This is a genomic window from Saccharicrinis aurantiacus (assembly GCF_947489045.1).
Classification (GTDB): Bacteria; Bacteroidota; Bacteroidia; order Bacteroidales; family Marinilabiliaceae; genus Saccharicrinis; species Saccharicrinis aurantiacus.
In genome coordinates this window covers 33853-56363 of the sequence record NZ_CANLCN010000024.1, presented here as the reverse complement: position 1 = coordinate 56363, position 22511 = coordinate 33853, and the positions used below count along the sequence as shown (strand labels likewise).

Sequence of the window (22511 nt, the reverse complement as noted above, 5' to 3'; positions counted from 1 at the left end):
ATTGGCGGAAATTACCTAAGACTAACACTATTTTACCCGATTTAGGATATGATAAAAATAACAATTGCCTAAATAGCTAAAGGGCGCATCGATAATATGATTACCAATGCGCCCTACCCCAACACTTATAGACAGAATACTCTAATACTTCCAGCTAAATTTATTCACAATCAATCTGCTTTTAATGTATTAATCCACCTAATCTTTTAACGAATACGAAAGGGATCCGCTTTTTTACATCTCCCCTTCGATCCGTCATGAAATATTTAAGACTGATGCTTACTTACAGGGAATTCATCGAATACCTTGCCTATAACCTCAGTTATCTTTTCTTCAACTTTTTTACTTTTACCTTTAAAATCATCTTCTGCTGTACCAATCCACACTACCTCTTCTGTGCGTGTGTCAATAACTGCAATTTGTAATTTCCCAGTACTTGTATCGTATTCTTGTGTATCACTTTGGCTGCTAGCCATTCCATAGCCACCATAACGACCTCTAAATCCGGCACCTCCATGTCGGTAATAATTTGTATTTGTAGAGTAGCTCTTTTGAACATCCACTCCAAACCCCCAAACAATTTGCATACTAGGGTCGTCAGATACAACAAGATCGCGGTCTGCTAATTCATTCTGAATAGCTTTATCAACACGCTGCATATTTATTGGGTTAATGGTTTCACCATTTTTATTAGGCACGTGGCTTATTTTATAGGTTTGATAATCTTTAAACTCAACATTACTCACTTGGTCGCTTGTAACTTTAGTTGAAGAACAACTCGACAATACTAAGATTGCTATTAAAAAATACATTAATTTCTTCATCACTTCAGTTTTTAAAATTAAACAAAGCCTCAGCACTAATAAAAAATAACACTGAGGCTATAAAACACTTAATCTATACAGGTTGAATTCCTTCTGGAATAATAGGATGAGCAGGATTACCTGGCTCTGGAGCAATAGGGTTTGTTGGTTGCTCTGGATTAATAGGTTCTGGAGCATCATCATCTTTGCTACATGATGTGAAACCTAAACCAAATAAAACTAATCCAATAAATAATACTTCTTTTAAACTCTTCATGACTTGAAAATTTTAATGTTTGACTTTGTAATTTTAACTGTTACAAATATGCTAGGTTTTACATCCTTAGAATATCCCATGAAGACATAGCATCATCCCTTTAGGACAACCGCTTTAAATGAGATTATAAAATCAACAACTTATTTAATACAATGCCCGTTAATTAAAATCTGAACATTTTTTTAATTATTTACTTACTTTAGATACCTAGAATAAACATTCAATTACCTAGTTTATAACCTATGAATACTGACGACAAAATAAAAATTCAAATACCTGAGGGAGTAGCAAGAAACTACATTACTGGATTTAAGCAAGCTTTAGGAGGAGAGGAAACTGATAACGGTTTAGAAATAAAAACAGGTCCTGTTAAAATGACCATTCGCTTCTTTTCAATTGAGGGAGTTGAATTTACCTATGCTTCAATATGCTCAAGAAAACCGCTTATTATATCTAGAACTCCAGATAATAATCCTGACCTTTTGCACATTAACATTATTAAAGAAGGGTTATTTGCTCATTTATATGAAGGTATCCAAACCAACATGGAAGGCGGACTTGATGGAAATGTATTTTTATACAACGGACTATTTCCTGTTGAAGGAGAATTCCCTGCTAATACCAATATTAAATGGTTAGGTTTCAAATTCAACATAACTAAATTAGGGCCAATTTACGAAGGCTTACCGGCAGTATTCAAAGAACTATTTAATACTAATGAAGGGCTTGGTTATCACTCAAACCTATCTGTTGAAAATGATAAATTAATAAGTGATTTATTTTCCTTTGATGCTTTAGAGAACGGAAAAGTACCACTAATGTCGGCTCGAGCTCTTGAGGTATTTACCAATATTGCCCTACATTTTAAACATGAAGTTGATAAAGAAGAGTTATCAGGGTTACATATAGATGACTACAAAATGCTAAATGCCATAAAAGCAAAAATAGTTGAGAACCTTGAAACCTCCTTTACTATTGATGAATTGTCGAAAGAATTTGGCATTAGCCCCACTAAACTCAAACAGGATTTTAAGCATTTATTTGGCAAATCTATTTATCAATTTTACACACACGCTAGAATAGAAGAAGCCTATCGTAGATTAAAAACAGGTAACTATTCTGTTTCAGAAATCGGTTATGATTTGGGCTACTCTAACCTATCTAAATTTAGTAGTATGTTTAAGAAAATTAAAGGACTACTGCCTACCGAAGTAGTTAAGGCAAAGTAATCAATTGAATTAATGCTTTGCCCATATCTGACCCCAAACGCTTCTGTCCTTCGCAATTATAATGTACATTATCTTCATGCTTTGGATAATCGCTCCATGTGGTATCCATTGAGGTAGGTATCATGTGGATAAAATCACTAGAATTGGCCACATTAGTCATTGCACTTCTTACAACTTGAACACCTTTCTGATAATCTTTCGTACGTGATGGATTATTGATTTGTCCGAAAACAAAAGGCATATTTTCTATTTTAAATTCAATTTCATAGGCTTGTATTAAACGCTTTAAATTGGATTCATATTCACTAGCAGACAACTCTAAACGAGTATCCTTTTCGCCTTGCATCCATGCCATTCCTATAATATCATATGATTTACCTTCTTGCTCTAACTGAGTTAAGTTAGCATGGATACTTTTAATATGGTCGTGATAAAGCTTCATCTTCTGACGGGCTTCACCTCGCTCTGAAGCAATGGCTTTCTCTTGTGTCCAATCAGGACTCCAAGCCCCATGCAGTGATGTGCCTCCAACTGCAGTCTTGATAAATAAAAAAGTATCATTCGGAAATTGTTCAGCTAGAGTAACGCCAATAAATAACTCTGGACCAAATTCTTTTTTACGTTTATCTGCTTTAGAATAGGATAAAGGAGTTGCCTCTTTGGATTGCGATACCACCAACACTCTACTTTTAACTTGTTCTATGCGTTGTTTATCTTCATTTGATAATTTAGAATATACACCCCTACCTGCCATATTGGATTGACCTCCGAGTAAAACAACCTTTATATTTGATTGTGCTGATATATTTAATAGTTGGAATGTTATTAATATCGATAATAGTACTAGGTTCTTGTTCTTGAGGAAAATCATATTCTAAATGGTTTCAGGATAAAAAACGTTATTAATTTATTGATGCCAAATTTGATAAACCAACGCCGTTAATATGGTTTTACAGGTATATGCAATGTTCTCTGTAATAATTTTGAACTTGTTTCTCCCAAGAATCCCATTTTGATGGAACTAATAGGTACAAAAAAAGGGGCCTATGCCCCTTTTGTATAGTACTATTTATTCATATTATATCATGGCTGTTTTAAAAAAATCAATATAACTCTCTGGATTTTCAACAACTCCTCTTTGAGAAACTAACTTAATATTGATTGATCTTTCTCGGGCTTTTAAACCAAAATCTTCTAATATTTCAATAATATCATTATCTAAATATTTGGTTTTACACACATCTAATTCTAAGAACGAATTTTCTGGAATACTATCTAACTCAACAAGAATAGCACCCTTATTGATAAAGGTTACTTCCTCGGCAAGTGTCATCTTCAGCTTATTATGATTAGGGCCTTTTTCTTCAATATGTAGAAAGTGTGAATTTTGGTAACTTTTTATCAGAATAACAATAATGCCTACTCCTAAGCCAAATCCAATTCCTTTTAATAAATCAACAAACACAATTCCTATAATAGTTATTAAAAAAGGAACAAACTGAATCCAACCCATTTTAAACATTTTAACAAACAATGCTGGTTTAGCCAGTTTATATCCCACTATTAATAATATTGCTGCCAAAACAGATAGAGGAATCATATTTAATAAGCCAGGAATTGCCATTACCGACAATAAAAGAAAGATTCCATGTATTATAGCTGAAGCTTTACTTCGTCCCCCTGACTGAATATTTGCAGAACTTCTTACAATTACTTGTGTAATTGGCAAACCACCAACCATTCCTGAAACAATATTACCAACTCCTTGAGCCAATAGCTCTCTATTTGTAGGAGTAACATTTTTGTGTGGATCTAACCTGTCCGTAGCTTCAACACAAAGTAAAGTCTCTAAACTAGCCACAAGAGCTATTGAAAAAGCAACAATCCATATATCCAGCTGGAATATTGCATTAAAATTAGGGAAGCTAAATTGTCCTAAAAATGAATCTACACTATCTGGGATAGGTACAGAAACCATTTGACTACTCGAAATCTGCAAGTTTAGAATAGAATCTGTATTTAAGTAAAACAATATTCCTACAGCAACAGCCACTAATGGCCCTTGAATAATACGAAATATTTTGGCTTTCTTGGTTAAAACAGTTTCCCACAAAATTAGTATAGCCAAACTAACTAAACCTATAACTAAGGAACCAATATTAATATAATCAAAAGTCTTAAAAATTTCGGAAAAGGTATTTTCTCCATCTAATTGAAAGAAAGCAAAATCTCCTTCAGGATCACCATGATACCCAAAGAAATGAGGAATTTGTTTTAATATTATTATTATACCTATACCCGTTAGCATACCTTTAATTACGGATGATGGGAAGTAATAACCTATAATACCAGCCTTTAAAACACCGAATAACATTTGGATAAGTCCACCCAAAACAACTGCCAACAAAAAATTCTCATAACTACCAAGGGTCCCAATAGCAGTTAATACAATGGCTGCTAAACCTGCCGCAGGCCCACTTACTCCAATTTTAGAGCCACTTAGGCTACCAACAACTATACCACCAACAATACCAGCAATAAGTCCAGAAAAAAGAGGCGCTCCACTTGCTAATGCTATCCCTAAACAAAGAGGCAATGCAACAAAGAAAACTACTATACTTGCAGGTAAATCATTCTTAAAGGTTGAAAAGAAATTATTCTTCATATGATTTAAAAATTAAGGTTTATACAAATCTGTTATATCCAGAATTAAAACAATAACAACAGAGATCACAGATATGTTTATTGTAAAGTAACATTGATGTACACTTGATTAATTAAGAGTATTGACATTTATAAGAATTTGCTACTTGCAAAACACAAATTAGCCCCTCATAGACTCAGGCACGATACATTAATCCCATATTTCATTGCGTTAATCAAACGTAACCATAAGTTAAAACGATACAACATTAATTTTGCATACATTTATATATTTTCGCGTTTTTAATGGCTAATTTATCAACCGAGAGAGTAAATTTCAGCTTAGTATTTTTATTTATTATTAGAACAAATGACTACAAAGATTGCAGCATTAGCACTAAGTATGTGGGCACTTACGATTATTGCAAATGCACAAACAAAAGTATCCAAGTACAACGGACCTCTTAATGAAAAAAATTATTCAATTAACATCCTAAAAAGAAGCAGTGAGGAACGCTCACTTTGTATTTCCTTACCATCAAAAGATATTCATAAAAAGAATGGGGGTATCATTGTTGAAGTTAAGAACTTAGAACAATTTAGGAGCGCTTTAAATAAAGCAAAAAACCAGTATGTAAAACTAAATAATACGTACAACCAAAAACAAATTAAGACTCTAGAAAAAGATCTTAAAATTAAATGTAAGGTAAAAGGTTACTTTATGTATGGGAGTCTTTGGCAATTCCAATCAAAGCTTAACCCTAATTTCCATTACAGCTTTAAGCAAACTGATGAAAGCATTGAATCAACTCTAATTATGAATACAGGTGTATTATCGTCTTCGGATAATTGGTTTGTTAGATCAGAAGGATATAATATCAGCTTTAATTCTCCTGAGGAGTTGGATAATTTCATTGCATTATTCTCGAATGACGAGATTAATAAATTACTACAAGAGAGCTAATTAAACACCAAACCTTAACCCTTCACCTTCTTTTGAGAAATAACCCTAAACCCTTTACTCAATTTGATTTATGGTAAAACTATTACCATTAAACATCAGGATATCTCCACATTTTTTTCCAAACATAGCTTTACCTATTGGTGATGCTAACGAAATAGCATAAAATGATTTTCCGTCCAAATCTATTTTCCCCTGCGCCACAGCAATAAAATAATTACCATTACTTGTGTAAACCACTGAACCAAACTCAACAGTTTCAGATATTCTTAGTGGGTTTATTTTATTAATTTCATTGCCCAACTGTTTAGTAGCATTCAACTGCCGCTCATGTTTATCTATTTCAATATGAGCCATAGCTCGAGACGTTTCATATTTATCTCCCACACTACTCTTCGAATCACTATCTCTTGATTCTTTCAATGAGATAATTTCAGCACTTAATGAAATTACTTTATCATCTAGAGTTTTACCAATTATTGCCTTTAATTCGGCTTTTATATTTTGCATTACTTCTTTAAATCAAATTCAACCAAAGCACAAAACTAATTACTTAAGTATATCTTCCAAAATAGAATTTACACTTGGAAACTGATATGAAAAACCTAGTTTTATTAGTCGATTAGGTTTTACTTTTTGCCCGTTAGTTAGTACAACAGCTCCATCCCCTAATCCAAGTTTTAAAAGACTCTGAGGTATTTTTAATAATACAGGTCGGTGAAGTACCTCGCCTAATTTCTTACTAAAATATTTATTTGAAACAATATCTGGTGCAACCATATTAAATATACCACTTGATTCCTCATTCTGATAAAGAAACCAGATGGCTGATAAAAAATCGCTAATATGAATACATGGAAAAGCTTGCTCTCCACTGCCTATAACAGCACCCATTCCCATTTTAAACGAAGGCAACATCTTAGCAAGAGCACCCCCGCCACTATCTAATACAACGCCAATTCTGAGAATAGCCAACCGAGTAGTTTCTGTTGCTATACTGGCAATAGACGCCTCCCATTGTTTACAAACATCTGCCAAAAAACCTGTTCCAAAATGATCTGAAAATTCATCATGAATTTCATACTCATCATATATACCAACAGCAGACGCGGATAAAACTAGGGAAGGTTTATTTTCGATTTGCTTAAAAGCCTCTAATAATTTAAGCGTAGTTTCAATTCTACTATTTAGTATTTCTTTCTTATATGCAGGTGTCCAGCGCTTATATATAGGAGCACCAGCTAAGTTGATTAACATTTCTGCTCCATCCAGTTTATGCTTCCAACTCTCAACTGAACTCTTTATGTCAGCTCGTGTCACATTTTCAACTATAAAACCCTTATGTTCAAAAAAAGATTTCACCCTTGAACCAATAAACCCAGTACCTCCTGTTAAGCAAATTTTCATAAAAATAGCATTACTAAATATTACCCTTCCAAAATAATTAGAATTACCTAAAATCTATGAAAACAATGAGACTATATTACTTTTATTCTCTAAACTTTATAATTGCTTGTTTTGTTTAAACTAGTAAACATCAGCTTTATTGTCTTATTTTTCCATTTGAGTAGATATTTAAAAATTGAATAATGTTTCATTTCTATTTTTGCATTAATACTCTGTAAGAAGGTTAGCCTAATGAATGTAGAAAAAGAATTTATATGCAATTATAAAGAGATCCCTTTTAAGGTTTCTCTAAGTCTTATTCCTCTCATTGAAGAATTGAGAGAAATAAGCACCAACAAAAATCACCCTTATTGTTTGAATGCTAGCGATGTACTCGAAAGAGTAAATAACATTCCGGAATTATTGGCAGATAGCATTAAACCAGAGCTATTACGAAAGCACGCGCAAATTATTCAACAACTAATGTCGTTTGTAATAATACCTAATAGCGATGACTTTGGACCAGAAGCTATTTATACGCCGTTTGAAAATAATCCTATTTTCGCAAACAGTAGTTATCACGAAAAAATTTCAAACGATAATCTGGAACTCGAGTTTGCCACAAAATTCACTAAAGATCAAGAAAAGCTTGCAATTATATTTCAGGCATTTCTTGTGGTACTAAAAACCTATTATAATTTCGATTTTAGTACCGATGTACCCTTCACATTTAAAGTGTACAACAAAAATACAGGTGAAGAAAGATTTTATATTAAGCATTTTAATTTAAAACATCTTAAAGTAAAAACGAAGAATAAAATTCAGCCTCTAAGCAAAGATGATATTCATGAACTTTTTGATAATGCAACTGACTTCACTGTTTGGAATGAGAAAATCCCTTTAAAGGATTTCGAGTTTTCTGGATTTATCCATTCCAGATATATAAATGTAACGCATGATTATGTGATGTCTGAGCTGAAATCGGATTTAATTGATAAAGACACAATTCTTTCTAACAAAGGGTTTGATAAAATAACGGATAAAGTAAGAGTGCTAATTGATAACCCTCAACTGTTTTTTGGCATTTCAGCCCGTCCGAATTTACAGGCAAACAGTAAGAAAAATAACCTTTGGCGAAACACTATTCTCAAAGCTGATTTTGACAAGCATAAACTTCAAGGAAGTATATATGATAAAGCCATTAAAACTGAAAAAATACAGCTTGTAAGTGATTACAAAAACATTCAAGACGAACACCCTGTAAATAAGCAATTTGTTGAACTAGGAATAAGAACGCATGCCGTTGTACCCTTACTGTTAGATGATGAAGTAATTGGTATGATGGAGTTTGCTTGCCAATCACCGAAAACATTAAGCATGTTTCAAATAATGCGTTTACACGAAGTATTTCCAATATTTGCCTTGGCCTTAAAGCGATCACGCGAAGAATGGGATGATACCTTACAAGCTATAATTCAAAATAATTTTACAGCAATTCACCCAACTGTACTATGGCGCTTCAGAGAAGTTGCAGCTCAAATGCTAAGAGCGAAACAAGCTGATGGCGCAGCAACTAGCGAGCCTATTATTTTCCAAGATGTACTTCCTCTGTATGGAGCATCTGATATTAAAGGCTCATCTTTAGAGCGAAACAAAGCCATTCAGAGTGATTTACAAGAACAACTACAAATGGCTGAGAGCGTGTTAGTTCAGTTTGGAAAATACAAGACTATACCTATTGTTAACGACCTAATTTTCAAAATTGAGCAAAACATAAAACTAGTAGAGTCAGGTTTAAATTCAGGAGATGAAGTAAGTATTGTAGAATTTATGAAGACTGAGATTTCTCCTATTCTTGATATTCTTAAGGTACGCATTAAAGATATGCAGGAACCCATAAAAGCTTATACTGATATTTTAGATCCTGAACTTGGTATACTTTATAAAAAACGAAAAGACTTTGAAGATAGTGTTACTTTAATTAATGATACTGTAAGTGAGATTATTGATACAGAGCAAGCAAAATCGCAGGAAGTTTTCCCTCATTATTTTGAAAAATACCGAACCGACGGCATAGAATACAATGCGTATATTGGTCAATCGCTAGTGCAAGATATTGATTATAACAACATCTATTTATCTAACCTACGATTATGGCAGCTTTTGGTAAAAGTAAAGGTAGCACGCAGCATTAGACAATTGCAACCTAAACTAAAAACAAAACTAGATATTACCCAACTTATTTTATTGCACTCAAACCCATTGAGTATTGAATTTCGCCAAGACGAAAAGAAATTTGATGTGGCAGGCACATATAATATCAGGTATGAGATAACTAAAAAGCGTATAGACAAAGCACTAATTAAAGGCTCTAATGAAAGAATTACCCAAGTTGGTAAAATAGCCATTATTTATTCTCACTCGAGCGAAATTAATGAGTACCAGAAATTCATAGATTACCTAATATCACAAGGCTTTATAACCGATAATATTGAATATTTAGATTTGGAAGATTTAAAAGGAGCAGCTGGTTTACATGCCCTGCGTATTGAAGTAAATTTCAACTGTTCAAAATCTGCTGAGATAGAAGGGTTCGATTTATTACAAACGGGTATCTAACTTCACTTTCATCCCCGACTAATAGACACTAGAACAAACAAACACTTTATACCGTTTCTATATAGAACATGGCATAAGGTGTTTTGAATTATTGAAAAACACCATTCTATATAGAATTCTAACAACTAATTTACAATGAAACTGTATAAAGTAATTTCTATAAATATTGTTTTATCATTTGCTTTAATCGCGTGTTATGCTCAGAATTCTGTTTATAATCTAAACAAACCTGATCAGGTTTTTACACTTGATTCAGAGCTTAACGAAATATCGGGTTTACACTCCAAATCAGAATCAGAACTTATTGCAGTTCAAGATGAAGAAGGAATAATTTATTACATCAACAAAGTTGATGGTGAGATTCTTAAAACAGAAAAATTTGGTAAAAACGGAGATTATGAAGGTATTACCTTATGCAAACAGAAAATATACGTGCTAGAAAGCAATGGAAACATACATATTTATAAAAATAACAAATCAACATCATATCACTTTAAAAAGGAAGGGAAATTCGATTTTGAAGGCTTGTGCCACGACAGTAAAAACAATCAATTATTAGTGGCATGTAAAACTCATGGCAACAAGGATAAAAAAGACCATATTTATATTTATGGTTTTGATATTTCTGAAAACAAATATCACAAATCACCTATCTTCAAAATTAAAAAAGAAAAGAGTTATAAAAAGTTTTGGCCTTCGGGCATAGCCATTCATCCCAATGGTGAAATTTTCGTATTAAGCTCACGCTCAAAAATGCTAATGATTCTATCCCCTAAAGGAGATGTGATAAAAACACAAAACCTAGCGCCTTCCCTTTTTCACCAACCGGAAGGCATCGCATTTAGCAATAATAGCGATCTATATATCAGCAACGAAAAAAGAAAAACAAAACCTACCCTACTAAAATTTAAAGTAGAGTAAAACACTTGTTTTAAATCTGAAATTACATATGCATTACAAAACGCTCACATATATTCTGCTCTTTACTTTGAGCATGGTTGTTAAGGCACAAATTAACGAATTACCCGCTGAAGAACCTATATATACTTTATTTATGATAGGCGATGCAGGCGAAGATACCACGCAATCAATGCCAGTTTTAAACCTTGTGAAAAAGGATTTGCTAAACTATGATGCGCAAAAAAGCGGGGTTATTTTTTTAGGAGATAACATTTATCCCGAAGGATTAAGGAAAAAGAAAAGTAAACATAGAGCTGAAGATGAAAGTAGGTTAAACGCACAACTTAATGTAGTTACTAATTTCGACGGAGATGCTATATTCATACCAGGTAATCACGATTGGGATAGGTATGGCGAAAAGGGCTTAAAAGCAATTAAGCGCCAAGAAAAATATGTAACAGAATATTTAGGTTCTAAAAAGTCATTTCTGCCAAAAAATGGCTGTCCCGGCCCTGAGGTTGTTAAGCTAGCGCCTGGCTTGGTAATGATTGTAATTGATACCCAATGGTGGGTACATCGCTTTGAACGCTCTACTGGATTAGAAGATAATTGCGATTGCCGGAACGAAGAAGAACTTATGGTTCTTTTAAAAGATAAACTCAAAAAATACCGAAATCATCACATTATTGTAGCTGCGCACCATCCTTTATATAGCAATGGAGAACATGGCGGGCACTTTACTGCAAAAGATCATTTATTCCCTTTAACACATGCGGCTCCCAATGCCTATATTCCATTGCCTGTTATTGGTAGTATTTATCCTTATTATCGTAAATATATTGGGCACTCCCAAGATATACCCAACCCTGTTTATCAGGATATGGTGAACCAACTAACAAAAGCCCTGTACGAATATGATAATGTGGTATACATAGCTGGGCACGAGCACAACTTACAATACCATCAGCAACGAACAGTACATCATATTATAAGCGGATCTGGTAGTAAAACATCACATGTAACAAATAACAGCAAGTGTAAATTTGCCTTAGCTGAAAAAGGATATGCCAAACTTCTTTACTACGCAGATGGTAATGTTTGGCTTCAATTTTTAACGGTAAACGATAGCATCAACCCTAGTTATCAAACAATGCTGTATAAAGATGAGGTGAAAATTAATTTGGAACCCATATCTAACAATACTACATCTTATAAAGATGAGTTTAAAACCGTAACACCAAATATTCAATACGATGCATCGGCTTTTAAAAGAATTTGGTTTGGTAATCTAAACAGAGATGTATGGACTACTCCCGTTACGATTCCTTATTTAGATATTAACTATGATAAAGGAGGATTAACTCCAATAAAAAAAGGAGGCGGGCAACAGACTATATCGCTCAGAATGCAAGGTGCAGATGGTTATCAGTACGCCTTAAGAGGAGTAAAAAAGAACTCTATATTTCTTATAGAACGCAATCTTAGAGGCACCATCGCACAAGATGTACTTTATGATGGAATGGCAGGATCGCATCCATATGCAGCAGTTACCATTCCAACCTTATCAGAGGCTGCCAATATATATTACACAAAGCCAAAGCTGGTGTATGTGCCCAAAGACTCGGTTTTAGGAACCTACATGGAGGAGTTTGGTGATATGTTCTGTTTGTTTGAAGAAAGACCCGACAAAGACATGTCGGCATGGGATAATTTTGGCAATTCGGATCATGTGATTAGCTATTCCGATGCAATAGAGGCATTAGAAGGAAAGTACTCTCACGTGGTGGATAAAGAATATATGGTAAGGGCTCGCCTATTTGATATATTAATAGGTGATTGGGATAGGCATGATGACCAGTGGCGATGGGCTACTTTTAAAGAAGGAGATAAAACTATATACAGAGCTATCCCTAGAGACAGAGATCAAGCCTATTTCCAGTACGATGGCGCTCTTTTATCCATCTCAAACAGAAAGTGGTTATTGCGCAAGTTTCAACCCTTCAGAGATGATATACGAGATATAGCAGGTTTAGGGTTTAATGCACGCTACTTCGATAGGGCTTTTTTAACAGAAGCCTCTAAAGAGGATTGGATTAACCAAGCCAAATATATACAAGAGCATGTTAGTGATGAAGTTATTGAAAATGCCATTCGTGAACTCCCTCCTGAGGGCTTTAATGTAAATGGCCAACAAATTATAAATACCCTAAAAGCACGACGTGCAAAACTGAATGAGTTTGCCACCGAGTATTATAATGTACTGGCAAAAACAGTAAGTGTTCACGGCACCTTTAAAGATGATTACATCAGCGTAAATAGAAATAAAGATGGTAGCGTCACCTTAAAAATGTACCCACGAAAAAAAGGGAAGCCCGTGAAAAATAAACTTTACTACAACAGAACTTTCCACTTGAAAGAAACTGATGAAATCAGAATTTACGGACTGGAAGGGAATGACGAGTATCGCATTGAAGGGAGCTGTAAAAAAAGTATAAAAGTTAGAATTATTGCAGGAACAGATAAAGACAAAATTGTTGATAATTCAAAAGTATCTGGCCTAAAAAAGCATACACTCGTTTATGATGACACAGGAAAAAACACCATCACAAAAAGTAAAGAAACAAAGGTAAAGCTTTTGGGCTCCAACAAAGAATACGACTATGATCGTAAAGATTTTAAGTACAATAAAGCAGTGCCTCTTTTATCTACTGGATACAATAAAGACGATGGCTTTTTTATAGGCCCTGGGTTTAAGTATACCCATCAAGGGTTTAAAAAAGAACCTTATAAATATTACCATAGAATACTAGCCAATAGAGCTTTTAGTATTAATGGATACAATATTTATTACGATTTTGATTACAAAGAATTATTAGGCCCATTTGATCTTTATGGATCTGCAGAAATTAACTTACCGGATATTTTTATGAATTTCGATAATGTAAATGAAACTGATATCGATTTTGATGATAAAAAATACAGCGCACTGATGAATAACTATAATTATAACCTAAGCTTAAAACTTGCATCGGATAACGAAGCGCATCGTTTTAAATTCGGACTTAGTTACCAGTATGTTGATTTTGAGAAAATACCTACTAACATTTCGCCAAGTTGGGAAACTGAACAGCAAAATTACATAGCTCCGAAAATCAGTTATGAGTTTACCAATATGGATAATCTTAAAATGCCCCATAGAGGTTTTGGTTTTAACTGTGCTGCTGAATGGAAACAAAGCATCGATAACAATCACGTAAACTTTGTAAACTTAAATTCACAAATTAGTATTTTTAAACCCTTATACATCACTCCAAAACAAACTACATTAGCCCTACGCACAGGTTACCAAGCTAACTTCGGCGATTATGCTTTTTATCAATCAAACTATATTAATCCTTCTGAAAATTTTAGAGGAGTACAGCGAAATCGCTTTACTGCAGAGTCTTTTTTATTCCAGAATGTAGAAATAAGACAAAGTTTGTTTAAAGTACCCAACTATATATCTCCTTTTGACTTTGGTATAATTCTCCATGGCGATTTTATTAAATTGTGGAAACCAGTAATACTTGAAGAAAAATGGAATAGCTCGTATGGTTTTGGTGGCTTCATCAGTATATTAGATTCGTTTATCCTAAATGGAACCTATTCTATTTCAGGGCAAAATAGTTTATTTACTTTTGGTACAAGCTTTTTATTTTAACCTTGATATCGACACATATGAAATACGCACCATTAATAGAAGATTGTCTTAAAATAGTAGCACAAAAACAATTAAGCAATTGTACCGAGCACTTGCAGTACCATAATATTGGGCATACCAATTATGTGTTAGAAATGGCTACCACTATAGCATCTCAAACTGAAGGAGTTGATGATATACATACTGAGGCAATTCAACTAGCTGCCGTTTTTCATGATGCCGTTTATGTATGTGGCGAGCATCAGAACGAAGAGCACAGTGCACAATTTGCTGAGGCAGAACTTAAAAAAGCCAACTATCCTAGCCATCAAATACCATTAATTAAAAAGCTTATACTGGCTACTCGATGGGGATCAGAACCTAATTCTATTTACGAAAAAATAATTATTGATGCTGATTTGGCACACCTTCATAAAGAGACTTATATAGACGAAGAGTTTGAAAATTTATTTAATGAAATTAACCTTCACAAAAAAATATCAAAAAAGAAGTGGATAAAAGAATGTATTAAATTTCTTAATACGCATAAATATCACACACCTTTTGCCCAAGAATCCTTTAGCGAAGGAAAAAACAAAAATTTGAAGAAACTTGAAGAAATGACCATAGAAAATGAAGAGCTTAATGAAGCTAAAAAAATAGCATCAACAAGCAAAAAGAAGAAAAAGAAAAGCAATGGAAAAGCTGCTGATAGAGGGATAGAAACACTTTTTAGAGTAACGCTACGCAACCACACCAACTTAAGTCAGATTGCAGATAATAAAGCCAATACACTCATTAGTGTAAATGCAATTATTGTTTCAATTATATTATCTACATTATTTCCAAAATTCAGTACCAATCCATCGCTCATTATACCCGGAATTGTATTGTTAACACTTTGCATACTAACCGTTGTATTAGCGATGGTAGCTACAGTTCCCAGAACAACCGAAGGTGTAATTACTAGAGAGGATATCTTAAATAAAAAAGGAAACCTAGCATTCTTTGGTAACTTTCATCGCATGCCTATTGAAGATTATGAATGGGGTGTTGGAGAGTTAATGAAAGACAAATCTTATTTATACAAAAGTTTAACCCGCGACTTATACCACCTTGGTAAGGTCCTCAAAAAAAAGTACTTCTACCTGCGAATTGCTTATTTTAGCTTTGGGGCAAACCTCATCACTTCATCTCTAATATTTATACTAAGCATGCATTTAAATGGATAATATTAAATTAAATCACAAAAAAATAAGCGTTGCCATATTATGCATCCTATTAATTGGCACACCATTAGCTGCGCAAAAGAAGGACTCATTGCGTCACGAAAGTGTTTATAAGGTCCATCATAAAATTGAGATAGGAATCTCTGTGGTGGGTCTACTCACCCTGCCTCGACTGTATAGTATTTCCGATAAAAATGCCTCTCTCAACGAGAGTGATGTTTTAAAGCTAAATCAAGGTGATGTGAATGCATTCGACCGCAAAGTATTTAAATATTCTGAAACTGGATATGAGAAAGCACAAAAAATATCTGATAATCTAATGACAGGAACAATACTCGCTACTGCCCTACTGTTTTTAGATAAAGATATTAGGCGCGATTGGTTAGATATACTTGGCATGTTTGGAGAAGCACACTTGGCTGGTACAATGTTACATCAAATATCGGTATTTAGCGTTCGAAGGCCTCGCCCCTTAACCTACAATACCAATTTACCAATGGATATGAGAACAGGCGGCAACATGAGTAATTCGTTTTACAGCGGGCATACTTCATCTACTGCCATTTCTACTTTTTTTATGGCCAAGGTATATTCCGATTACCACAATTTAAATACTTGGCAAAAAGCAGGTATTTACACGCTGGCAACTATACCTCCTGCTGCCATGGGCCATTATCGCATAAAAGCGGGTAAGCACTTTAGAACGGATGTAATTATGGGACTAATAATGGGTGCTGCAACAGGTATATTGGTTCCTGAGTTTCACAAAAGAGATGTACAAAAATTCACGCTTCTACCCGTATATAATGACGGCATAATGGGTGCAAGTTTTGCGCTGAAGTTATAACAACTGATTTCTATCTCTGGTTAGCTAGTAAATCACTCAAGTCATCCGGAGATAGATCATGGTTAATGTTACCACCATAGAAGTAAGATATCTTACCCGTTTCCTCTGATACAACAATAGCAGCCGCATCTGCCGATTCTGTAACTCCTAGAGCCGCTCTGTGACGCAGTCCAAATTTCTTAGGCAAATCCATACTTTGAGAAACAGGCAATATGCAACCTGCCGCCTTAATCTGATTACGAGCAATAATAACTGCACCATCATGTAACGGACTGTTTTTAAAGAATATATTCTCTAATATTCGTGTGGAGATTACTGCATTAACCAACTCTCCTGTTTGCACATAATCTAAAAGTTCGGCCTTTTTAGATACAACAATTAATGCACCTGTTTTAGTTTTAGATAAGGCCTGGCAGGCACGCACGATGGGCTTGTTATAAATATTCATCACACCTGTAGTGTTGGTGCTAAAAAGTTTATCAAAAGAAAAAGTATTGGCCAAATTATAACGCGTTCCTAAAAGCAAAAAGAAACGTCTAATTTCTTGCTGAAACACAACAATTAAAGCTATAACCCCAACATTTACAATATTATCAAGGATAGACCCCGACAGGTGCATGTTTAAAGATTTTATAACTATCCAAACAATAATAAAGGCAAATAATCCGAAAAAAATATTCTGAGCTACAGTTCCCCGTATCAGCTTATAAATTCGATACATAAGATAAGCCACAGCGGCTATATCTATTACATCAATAAATCGGATATCTAAAAACGTCATTATTTATAATTATTTTAATTAATAGTTTGTTAGCTTTTAATCTGAAGTCTGAAGTGACTCTAACACACTGACCATATTTATTTTTACTTAAACATCATTAAGCTAATTACTGATAACTTGTTGCCAAATCCACTACCAACCAATAGCTAAAAACTAGCCCACTAAGTTCATTATCTTAACACATTCAACCGCTTCTTTCACATCATGTACCCTTAATATATTTGCCCCTTTTTGTAAGGCAATGGTATTTAAAATACTTGTTCCATTCAAGGCTTGTTCAGCGGTAATTTGCAAAGGTTTGTATATCATCGATTTTCGCGAAACACCAACTAATAGGGGCAGCTCAAAAATAGCAAACTCCTGCAATCTACTAATTATCTCGTAATTGTGTTCAATAGTTTTCCCAAAACCAAATCCTGGATCAATTATAACATCATGTAAGCCCTTTTCTTTTAGCACAGATACTTTCTCTGCAAAATATTGAATCACTTCTGTTACCACATCATCATACTGCGCCATTTGTTGCATAATCTGAGGATTCCCCTTCATATGCATCATTATGTATGGCACTTGTAACTGAGCCATTACATCAAACATATCCTTATCCAAATCGCCTGCGGCAATATCATTAATGATATCTACATGATAATTTTCAACAACATACTGTGCTATTTCTGCCCTAAATGTATCCACAGAAAGAATAGCGTCAGGATATTTAGAACGTACTATATCCAAGGCCTTATTTAAACGTTCCTTCTCTTCTTTAACAGAAACTTCAGCAGCTCCTGGTCTTGATGAGTAGGCTCCAATATCTATAATATCAGCTCCATCACTAAGCATCTGTGCGGTATGCTTAAGTATTTGATCAGCATGTTTACCGCCATCATAAAATGAATCGGGTGTAACATTAAGAATGCCCATCACTTTAGGTGTGGATAAATCTAATAGCTGACCATTACAGTTTATTAGGTTCTTTTTATTTAATATTTTGCTCATTTATTTTAGCCTTTATGGGGATAAATATTACTCTCCTACTAACCAATCTCCAAATTTACTTAAAGCATCTTGATTTTGGTTTAACCAATGTCTGGCATTTTCATTTTCGCATTGACTTATATAATAACAATAAGCTGCATTATGCTCCGACTCCCCAATTTGATAGAAAAAAGAAACATAAAAATACCAATAGAAACCATCGTTCTCCTCCTTATTTAATTCTCCCAAAACAGAAAAAAACGAGGCTGTATTTTTCACAAACTGCTCTTCTTCGCTGATAAGAGTATCTGATTGTATTGCACTTCCTGTTGCTTCAAGCAAAGATAGCATCATATCTGCCGGAGCAAAGGTACTATCTTCTTGATTTGAATCCACATAAATTGTAACGTGCTTCTTTTTCTTGACCTGCTCCTCTTTTATATTTCCCTTATACTGATCTTTAAGTTTATAATAAGCCGTTTTAGATCTTTCCGTATTGGGCTCAAGCAACAAAAAATAATAAAGCGATAACATACTTTGCACCCTTTGTCCTTTTTCTTCCATGGTGTAGCCCAAATATAAATGACTACTTGCATGATCAGGATTTTGATCAATACCTTTTATAAAAGTCTGCTCGGCATTATCGTAATCTTTAATATTATAATAATTAACTCCCAAATTAAAATATAATAAGTAGTGTTCGCCAAACCGATCGAGTGCTTCATTAAATAAAACAATAGACTCTTCTGTTTTACCTAAATAATCTAAACAAGAACCCTTACTTAAATAGGCATGAAGCTTATAATCTGTACTATCGGCTTCTAGCACAATATCACTATGTTTAATCGACTTTTTATATTCTTTGGAATACATATAGCTCATAGCTAATTCGGCATGAACAGCATAAGCCAAAGAATTAATCTTTAGAGCCTTTTTATAGGCTGCTATAGCCTCATCATATTTAAAACTATCGTGGTATTTAATGCCTACTCGCATTAAACTATCTACTTTAGCTTGTGATAATAATGATAGATTAATCATCATTAAGGCAAAAGGAATAAACAGGTATTTCATAGAAAAGAGAATTATTATTATATAAACTGCAATTTAACAAAAGAACAATAAAAAACCGTACCCTCAATTGAGAGCACGGTTTAATATCTTAGAAAAGTATTTGTACTTCTTCTATTTCATATCTGCAAAGAAATCATTCCCCTTATCATCCACAATAATGAATGCTGGGAAATTCTCTACTTTAATCTTACGAACAGCTTCCATTCCTAGCTCTTCAAAGTCAACTACCTCTACAGATTTAATGCTTGTTTTTGCTAAAATAGCAGCTGGCCCGCCTATTGAACCCACATAAAAACCACCATGCTCTTTACAAGCATCAGTAACTTGTTGCGAACGGTTTCCTTTGGCTACCATAATCATTGACCCACCTTTACTTTGGAAAGCACCTACATAAGGATCCATTCTTCCAGCAGTTGTTGGCCCAAAACTACCTGAAGCCATACCTTTAGGAGTTTTAGCTGGTCCTGCATAATATACTGGGTGATTCTTTAAATACTCAGGCATCTCAGCACCAGAATCTATCATTTCTTTAATTTTAGCATGTGCCATATCGCGTGCTACAATTAAAGTACCTGAAAGATTTAAGCGTGTTTTAATAGGATATTTTGTTAATTCCTTTAATACATCTTCCATTGGTTGATCTAAATCAATATCAACTGCAGGGGCTAATTCAGGAGCTCTTTCTGGAACAAATTTAGAAGGTGTTTTTTCCAGTTGCTCTAAGAAAATACCATCCTCAGTAATTTTAGCCTTTACGTTTCGATCGGCACTACAGCTCACACCTAATCCAACCGGACAAGAAGCAGCGTGGCGTGGCATACGAATTACGCGTACATCATGCACAAAATACTTTCCACCAAACTGAGCACCTATTTCGCTCTCTTGACAAATTTTAAGTACTTTCTCTTCCCAAACTAAATCACGATAAGCTTGTCCGCCATCGTTTCCTTCAGTTGGTAAGTTATCTAAATAACCTGCCGACGCTTTTTTAACAGTTGCTAAAGTTGCCTCCGCTGATGTACCACCAATTACTAATGCTAAATGGTAAGGAGGACATGCTGATGTTCCTAAATCTTTTATCTTAGCTTCAACAAACTTAGTTAAGTTCTCTTCTGTTAAAAGACTTTTGGTTTGTTGGTATAAAAAGGTTTTATTACCAGAACCACCACCTTTAGTCATAAATAAAAACTCATACTTATTACCTTGCTCTGCATAAATATCAATTTGAGCCGGTAGGTTATTTCCTGTATTTTTCTCTTCAAACATTGAGAAAGGAACCACCTGCGAGTAACGTAAGTTACGCTCGTTATAAGTTGTAAAAATTCCTTTTGAAAGAAACTCAGGATCATTTGCTCCTGTATAAACATTCTCTCCTTTTTTACCCACAACAATAGCCGTACCTGTATCCTGACAAGTTGGTAATTCGCCTTCGGCAGAAACCACTTGATTCATTAACATAGTATGTGCTACAAACTTATCATTATCCGATGCCTCTTTATCAGCTAAAATATTAGATAATTTTTGTAAGTGAGCCGGACGAAGGTAAAATGAAACATCAGCCATAGCTTCTTTAGCTAATAACTCAAGCCCCTTAGGATCTACTTTTAGAATTTTTCTACCATCAATTTCAATAGTAGAAACATAATCTTTGCTAATTAATCTGTACTCTGTGTTATCCTCACTTAGAGGAAATGGTTTTTGATAAATAAATTGAGACATCTTATCTAATATATTTAGTTTGTTATACGATATGTTTAGATTTGTACCGACTTTTTAATAAAGTCGCCCAAAGATAAGAAAGAATATAGATAATTATTTTAATCTGAGCCTTTATTTATAGTGTCATACAACAGATTATTAAGCCTCTTTAAAAAGAAAAGAACAAGGCATACCAGAATTAGAATATTTAAAAAATTAGTAGCTTGCAGTTAATGACAAAAAACAAACGCAACACTTTAAAAAGCCACGAAAAACAATGGATATTGGATGTAATTTCGCACCGAAGTCCAGAATACGCAAGCAAACTTGAGATTAATAAAGTTGTTTCTGAAGCTTTTAAAAATGGTTTAGGTTCGTTATGCTATCAATATATCATCGACGATAAAATTGATTGCCCCAATGATTTGCTCAGTGCTCTAAAAAACGGAAGCTTTAATACACTCATTCAGAACACCCGAATTAAACATATTTGGGATGAATTGAGCCAACTTTGTGTTAGCAACAACTTCGCATTTCTGCCACTTAAGGGAATATTTTTATCGCAATATATATACAAAGATATGGCTTTGCGCCCCATGAGTGACATTGATATTTTACTTCACCCCAATGATGCTGAGGATTTATACCTACAATTGATAGAACTCGGTGCCAGCTCTTCTGAACCTGATTATGTGCGAGAATCTGAAACTACCGATCACCACCTGCCTGGATTAACTTATAAAGGTGTTTATATTGAATTACACCGGAGTTTAATGAGCCTGGATGCTACTTATAAAATTAGCCTACAAACCATATGGAATAACACAACAACATTTAATAACACACAAACTATTGCGCCAAATATTAACCTCATCTATTTTTGCTTACACTTGTATTATACTACTCTAAGGGGAGGTATGCGCTTGAGTTGGCTCAATGATATTATTGTATTTTCGAAGCATGAACACTTTTGTAATACAGAAAAGGATTTCATGAATACCTTACAAAGGTTAAACCTTGAAACACCCATTATTGGAATACTTAAAGCAACAGAAGATATCTTTGATTATACCTTTACTTTTATTGAATCACATAAACTGAGTAAAAAGAATAAGAGTATTTATAAACGAATCCTATTCCTGGTAAATAATGAGGACGAAGTTAGCGGAACAAATTACAGTTACGAGGTTGCTTTAGAAAGACTGAAGAATACTGATGGCATTGCAAACAAGTGGCGTTTTATCCAAAAACGTGTTTTTAATAGCGACAGTGGTCTGGATACTTCAAAACGAATACTACTTGTTTCTTCGCGCATGCTGGGCATGATAAAACAAAAAATAAGCAATCTGTTTAGGTTTTAGTTGCAGGTAATACCTGTATTTCATACTATTCACTTATACCATGTAATAC

At 34.1% G+C, this 22511-nt stretch carries 18 protein-coding genes; 8 read left to right on the top strand and 10 right to left on the bottom strand.

Annotation, left to right across the window (positions count from 1 at the left end):
- Positions 1-266 precede the first annotated feature (266 nt).
- A complete protein-coding gene (locus QMO11_RS19600; protein WP_282039468.1) occupies positions 267-824 on the bottom strand; it encodes a DUF4136 domain-containing protein in 558 nt (185 codons plus the stop codon).
- Between the two features lie 73 nt (positions 825-897).
- Positions 898-1080: a hypothetical protein gene (locus tag QMO11_RS19595; protein WP_282039466.1), complete on the bottom strand. Its 183-nt coding sequence runs from the start codon at positions 1078-1080 to the stop codon at positions 898-900.
- 242 nt (positions 1081-1322) lie between these two features.
- On the opposite strand from QMO11_RS19595, the gene QMO11_RS19590 reads away from it, so the two are divergent.
- Complete coding sequence (locus QMO11_RS19590; protein ID WP_075602767.1) at positions 1323-2309, top strand: helix-turn-helix domain-containing protein; 987 nt, start codon at positions 1323-1325, stop codon at positions 2307-2309.
- On the opposite strand, the gene QMO11_RS19585 is transcribed toward QMO11_RS19590, so the two are convergent.
- The gene (locus QMO11_RS19585) at positions 2296-3180 is read right to left on the bottom strand and encodes a sialate O-acetylesterase (RefSeq protein WP_282039462.1); all 885 of its coding nucleotides are present in this window, start codon (positions 3178-3180) and stop codon (positions 2296-2298) included. The two genes, QMO11_RS19590 and QMO11_RS19585, sit on opposite strands and share 14 nt — an antisense overlap.
- Positions 3181-3387: 207 nt before the next feature.
- Complete coding sequence (locus tag QMO11_RS19580) at positions 3388-4974, bottom strand: SulP family inorganic anion transporter (RefSeq protein ID WP_282039460.1); 1587 nt, start codon at positions 4972-4974, stop codon at positions 3388-3390.
- Positions 4975-5322: 348 nt separating this feature from the next.
- On the opposite strand from QMO11_RS19580, the gene QMO11_RS19575 reads away from it, so the two are divergent.
- Complete coding sequence (locus QMO11_RS19575; RefSeq protein WP_282039458.1) at positions 5323-5916, top strand: hypothetical protein; 594 nt, start codon at positions 5323-5325, stop codon at positions 5914-5916.
- 54 nt (positions 5917-5970) lie between these two features.
- On the opposite strand, the gene QMO11_RS19570 is transcribed toward QMO11_RS19575, so the two are convergent.
- Positions 5971-6423, bottom strand: coding sequence for a hypothetical protein (locus QMO11_RS19570; RefSeq protein WP_282039456.1), 453 nt, complete (start codon positions 6421-6423; stop codon positions 5971-5973).
- 39 nt (positions 6424-6462) lie between these two features.
- The gene (locus QMO11_RS19565; protein WP_282039454.1) at positions 6463-7320 is read right to left on the bottom strand and encodes a TIGR01777 family oxidoreductase; all 858 of its coding nucleotides are present in this window, start codon (positions 7318-7320) and stop codon (positions 6463-6465) included.
- 231 nt (positions 7321-7551) lie between these two features.
- On the opposite strand from QMO11_RS19565, the gene QMO11_RS19560 reads away from it, so the two are divergent.
- From QMO11_RS19560 to QMO11_RS19540, 5 genes are all read left to right on the top strand, one after another.
- Complete coding sequence (locus tag QMO11_RS19560; RefSeq protein ID WP_282039452.1) at positions 7552-9918, top strand: GAF domain-containing protein; 2367 nt, start codon at positions 7552-7554, stop codon at positions 9916-9918.
- 135 nt (positions 9919-10053) lie between these two features.
- Positions 10054-10839: an SdiA-regulated domain-containing protein gene (locus QMO11_RS19555; protein WP_282039450.1), complete on the top strand. Its 786-nt coding sequence runs from the start codon at positions 10054-10056 to the stop codon at positions 10837-10839.
- Between the two features lie 28 nt (positions 10840-10867).
- On the top strand, positions 10868-14518 hold the full coding sequence (locus tag QMO11_RS19550; RefSeq protein WP_282039448.1) for a metallophosphoesterase: 3651 nt from the start codon (positions 10868-10870) through the stop codon (positions 14516-14518).
- A 17-nt stretch (positions 14519-14535) separates the two neighbouring features.
- Positions 14536-15729, top strand: coding sequence for a Pycsar system effector family protein (locus tag QMO11_RS19545; protein WP_282039446.1), 1194 nt, complete (start codon positions 14536-14538; stop codon positions 15727-15729).
- The gene (locus tag QMO11_RS19540) at positions 15722-16573 is read left to right on the top strand and encodes a phosphatase PAP2 family protein (protein ID WP_282039445.1); all 852 of its coding nucleotides are present in this window, start codon (positions 15722-15724) and stop codon (positions 16571-16573) included. The genes QMO11_RS19545 and QMO11_RS19540 overlap by 8 nt, the downstream gene beginning before the upstream one ends.
- Before the next feature lie 10 nt (positions 16574-16583).
- Here QMO11_RS19540 and cdaA read toward each other — a convergent pair whose 3' ends face one another.
- The 4 genes from cdaA to QMO11_RS19520 all read right to left on the bottom strand — a co-directional run bounded on the left by cdaA (position 16584) and on the right by QMO11_RS19520 (position 21122).
- A complete protein-coding gene (cdaA, locus tag QMO11_RS19535; protein WP_075602778.1) occupies positions 16584-17354 on the bottom strand; it encodes a diadenylate cyclase CdaA in 771 nt (256 codons plus the stop codon).
- Positions 17355-17507: 153 nt separating this feature from the next.
- Positions 17508-18350, bottom strand: a complete 843-nt coding sequence (folP, locus tag QMO11_RS19530; protein WP_282039443.1) for a dihydropteroate synthase — start codon at positions 18348-18350, stop codon at positions 17508-17510.
- 27 nt (positions 18351-18377) lie between these two features.
- Entirely contained in the window at positions 18378-19403 is a 1026-nt protein-coding gene (locus tag QMO11_RS19525) for a tetratricopeptide repeat protein (protein ID WP_282039441.1), read from the bottom strand.
- Between the two features lie 111 nt (positions 19404-19514).
- Entirely contained in the window at positions 19515-21122 is a 1608-nt protein-coding gene (locus QMO11_RS19520; RefSeq protein WP_282039439.1) for a fumarate hydratase, read from the bottom strand.
- A 212-nt stretch (positions 21123-21334) separates the two neighbouring features.
- Between QMO11_RS19520 and QMO11_RS19515 the strand changes: the two genes are divergently transcribed.
- Positions 21335-22462 carry a nucleotidyltransferase family protein gene (locus QMO11_RS19515; RefSeq protein ID WP_282039437.1) on the top strand — a complete coding sequence of 376 codons (1128 nt, stop codon included), beginning with the start codon at positions 21335-21337 and terminating at the stop codon, positions 22460-22462.
- Positions 22463-22511 lie beyond the last annotated feature (49 nt).

Coding starts and splice junctions, on each gene's coding strand:
- QMO11_RS19600 (WP_282039468.1), bottom strand. CDS start 824: ATGAAGAAATTAATGTATTTTTTAATAGCAATCTTAGTATTGTCGAGT.
- QMO11_RS19595 (WP_282039466.1), bottom strand. CDS start 1,080: ATGAAGAGTTTAAAAGAAGTATTATTTATTGGATTAGTTTTATTTGGT.
- QMO11_RS19590 (WP_075602767.1), top strand. CDS start 1,323: ATGAATACTGACGACAAAATAAAAATTCAAATACCTGAGGGAGTAGCA.
- QMO11_RS19585 (WP_282039462.1), bottom strand. CDS start 3,180: ATGATTTTCCTCAAGAACAAGAACCTAGTACTATTATCGATATTAATA.
- QMO11_RS19580 (WP_282039460.1), bottom strand. CDS start 4,974: ATGAAGAATAATTTCTTTTCAACCTTTAAGAATGATTTACCTGCAAGT.
- QMO11_RS19575 (WP_282039458.1), top strand. CDS start 5,323: ATGACTACAAAGATTGCAGCATTAGCACTAAGTATGTGGGCACTTACG.
- QMO11_RS19570 (WP_282039456.1), bottom strand. CDS start 6,423: ATGCAAAATATAAAAGCCGAATTAAAGGCAATAATTGGTAAAACTCTA.
- QMO11_RS19565 (WP_282039454.1), bottom strand. CDS start 7,320: ATGAAAATTTGCTTAACAGGAGGTACTGGGTTTATTGGTTCAAGGGTG.
- QMO11_RS19560 (WP_282039452.1), top strand. CDS start 7,552: ATGAATGTAGAAAAAGAATTTATATGCAATTATAAAGAGATCCCTTTT.
- QMO11_RS19555 (WP_282039450.1), top strand. CDS start 10,054: ATGAAACTGTATAAAGTAATTTCTATAAATATTGTTTTATCATTTGCT.
- QMO11_RS19550 (WP_282039448.1), top strand. CDS start 10,868: ATGCATTACAAAACGCTCACATATATTCTGCTCTTTACTTTGAGCATG.
- QMO11_RS19545 (WP_282039446.1), top strand. CDS start 14,536: ATGAAATACGCACCATTAATAGAAGATTGTCTTAAAATAGTAGCACAA.
- QMO11_RS19540 (WP_282039445.1), top strand. CDS start 15,722: ATGGATAATATTAAATTAAATCACAAAAAAATAAGCGTTGCCATATTA.
- cdaA (WP_075602778.1), bottom strand. CDS start 17,354: ATGACGTTTTTAGATATCCGATTTATTGATGTAATAGATATAGCCGCT.
- folP (WP_282039443.1), bottom strand. CDS start 18,350: ATGAGCAAAATATTAAATAAAAAGAACCTAATAAACTGTAATGGTCAG.
- QMO11_RS19525 (WP_282039441.1), bottom strand. CDS start 19,403: ATGAAATACCTGTTTATTCCTTTTGCCTTAATGATGATTAATCTATCA.
- QMO11_RS19520 (WP_282039439.1), bottom strand. CDS start 21,122: ATGTCTCAATTTATTTATCAAAAACCATTTCCTCTAAGTGAGGATAAC.
- QMO11_RS19515 (WP_282039437.1), top strand. CDS start 21,335: ATGACAAAAAACAAACGCAACACTTTAAAAAGCCACGAAAAACAATGG.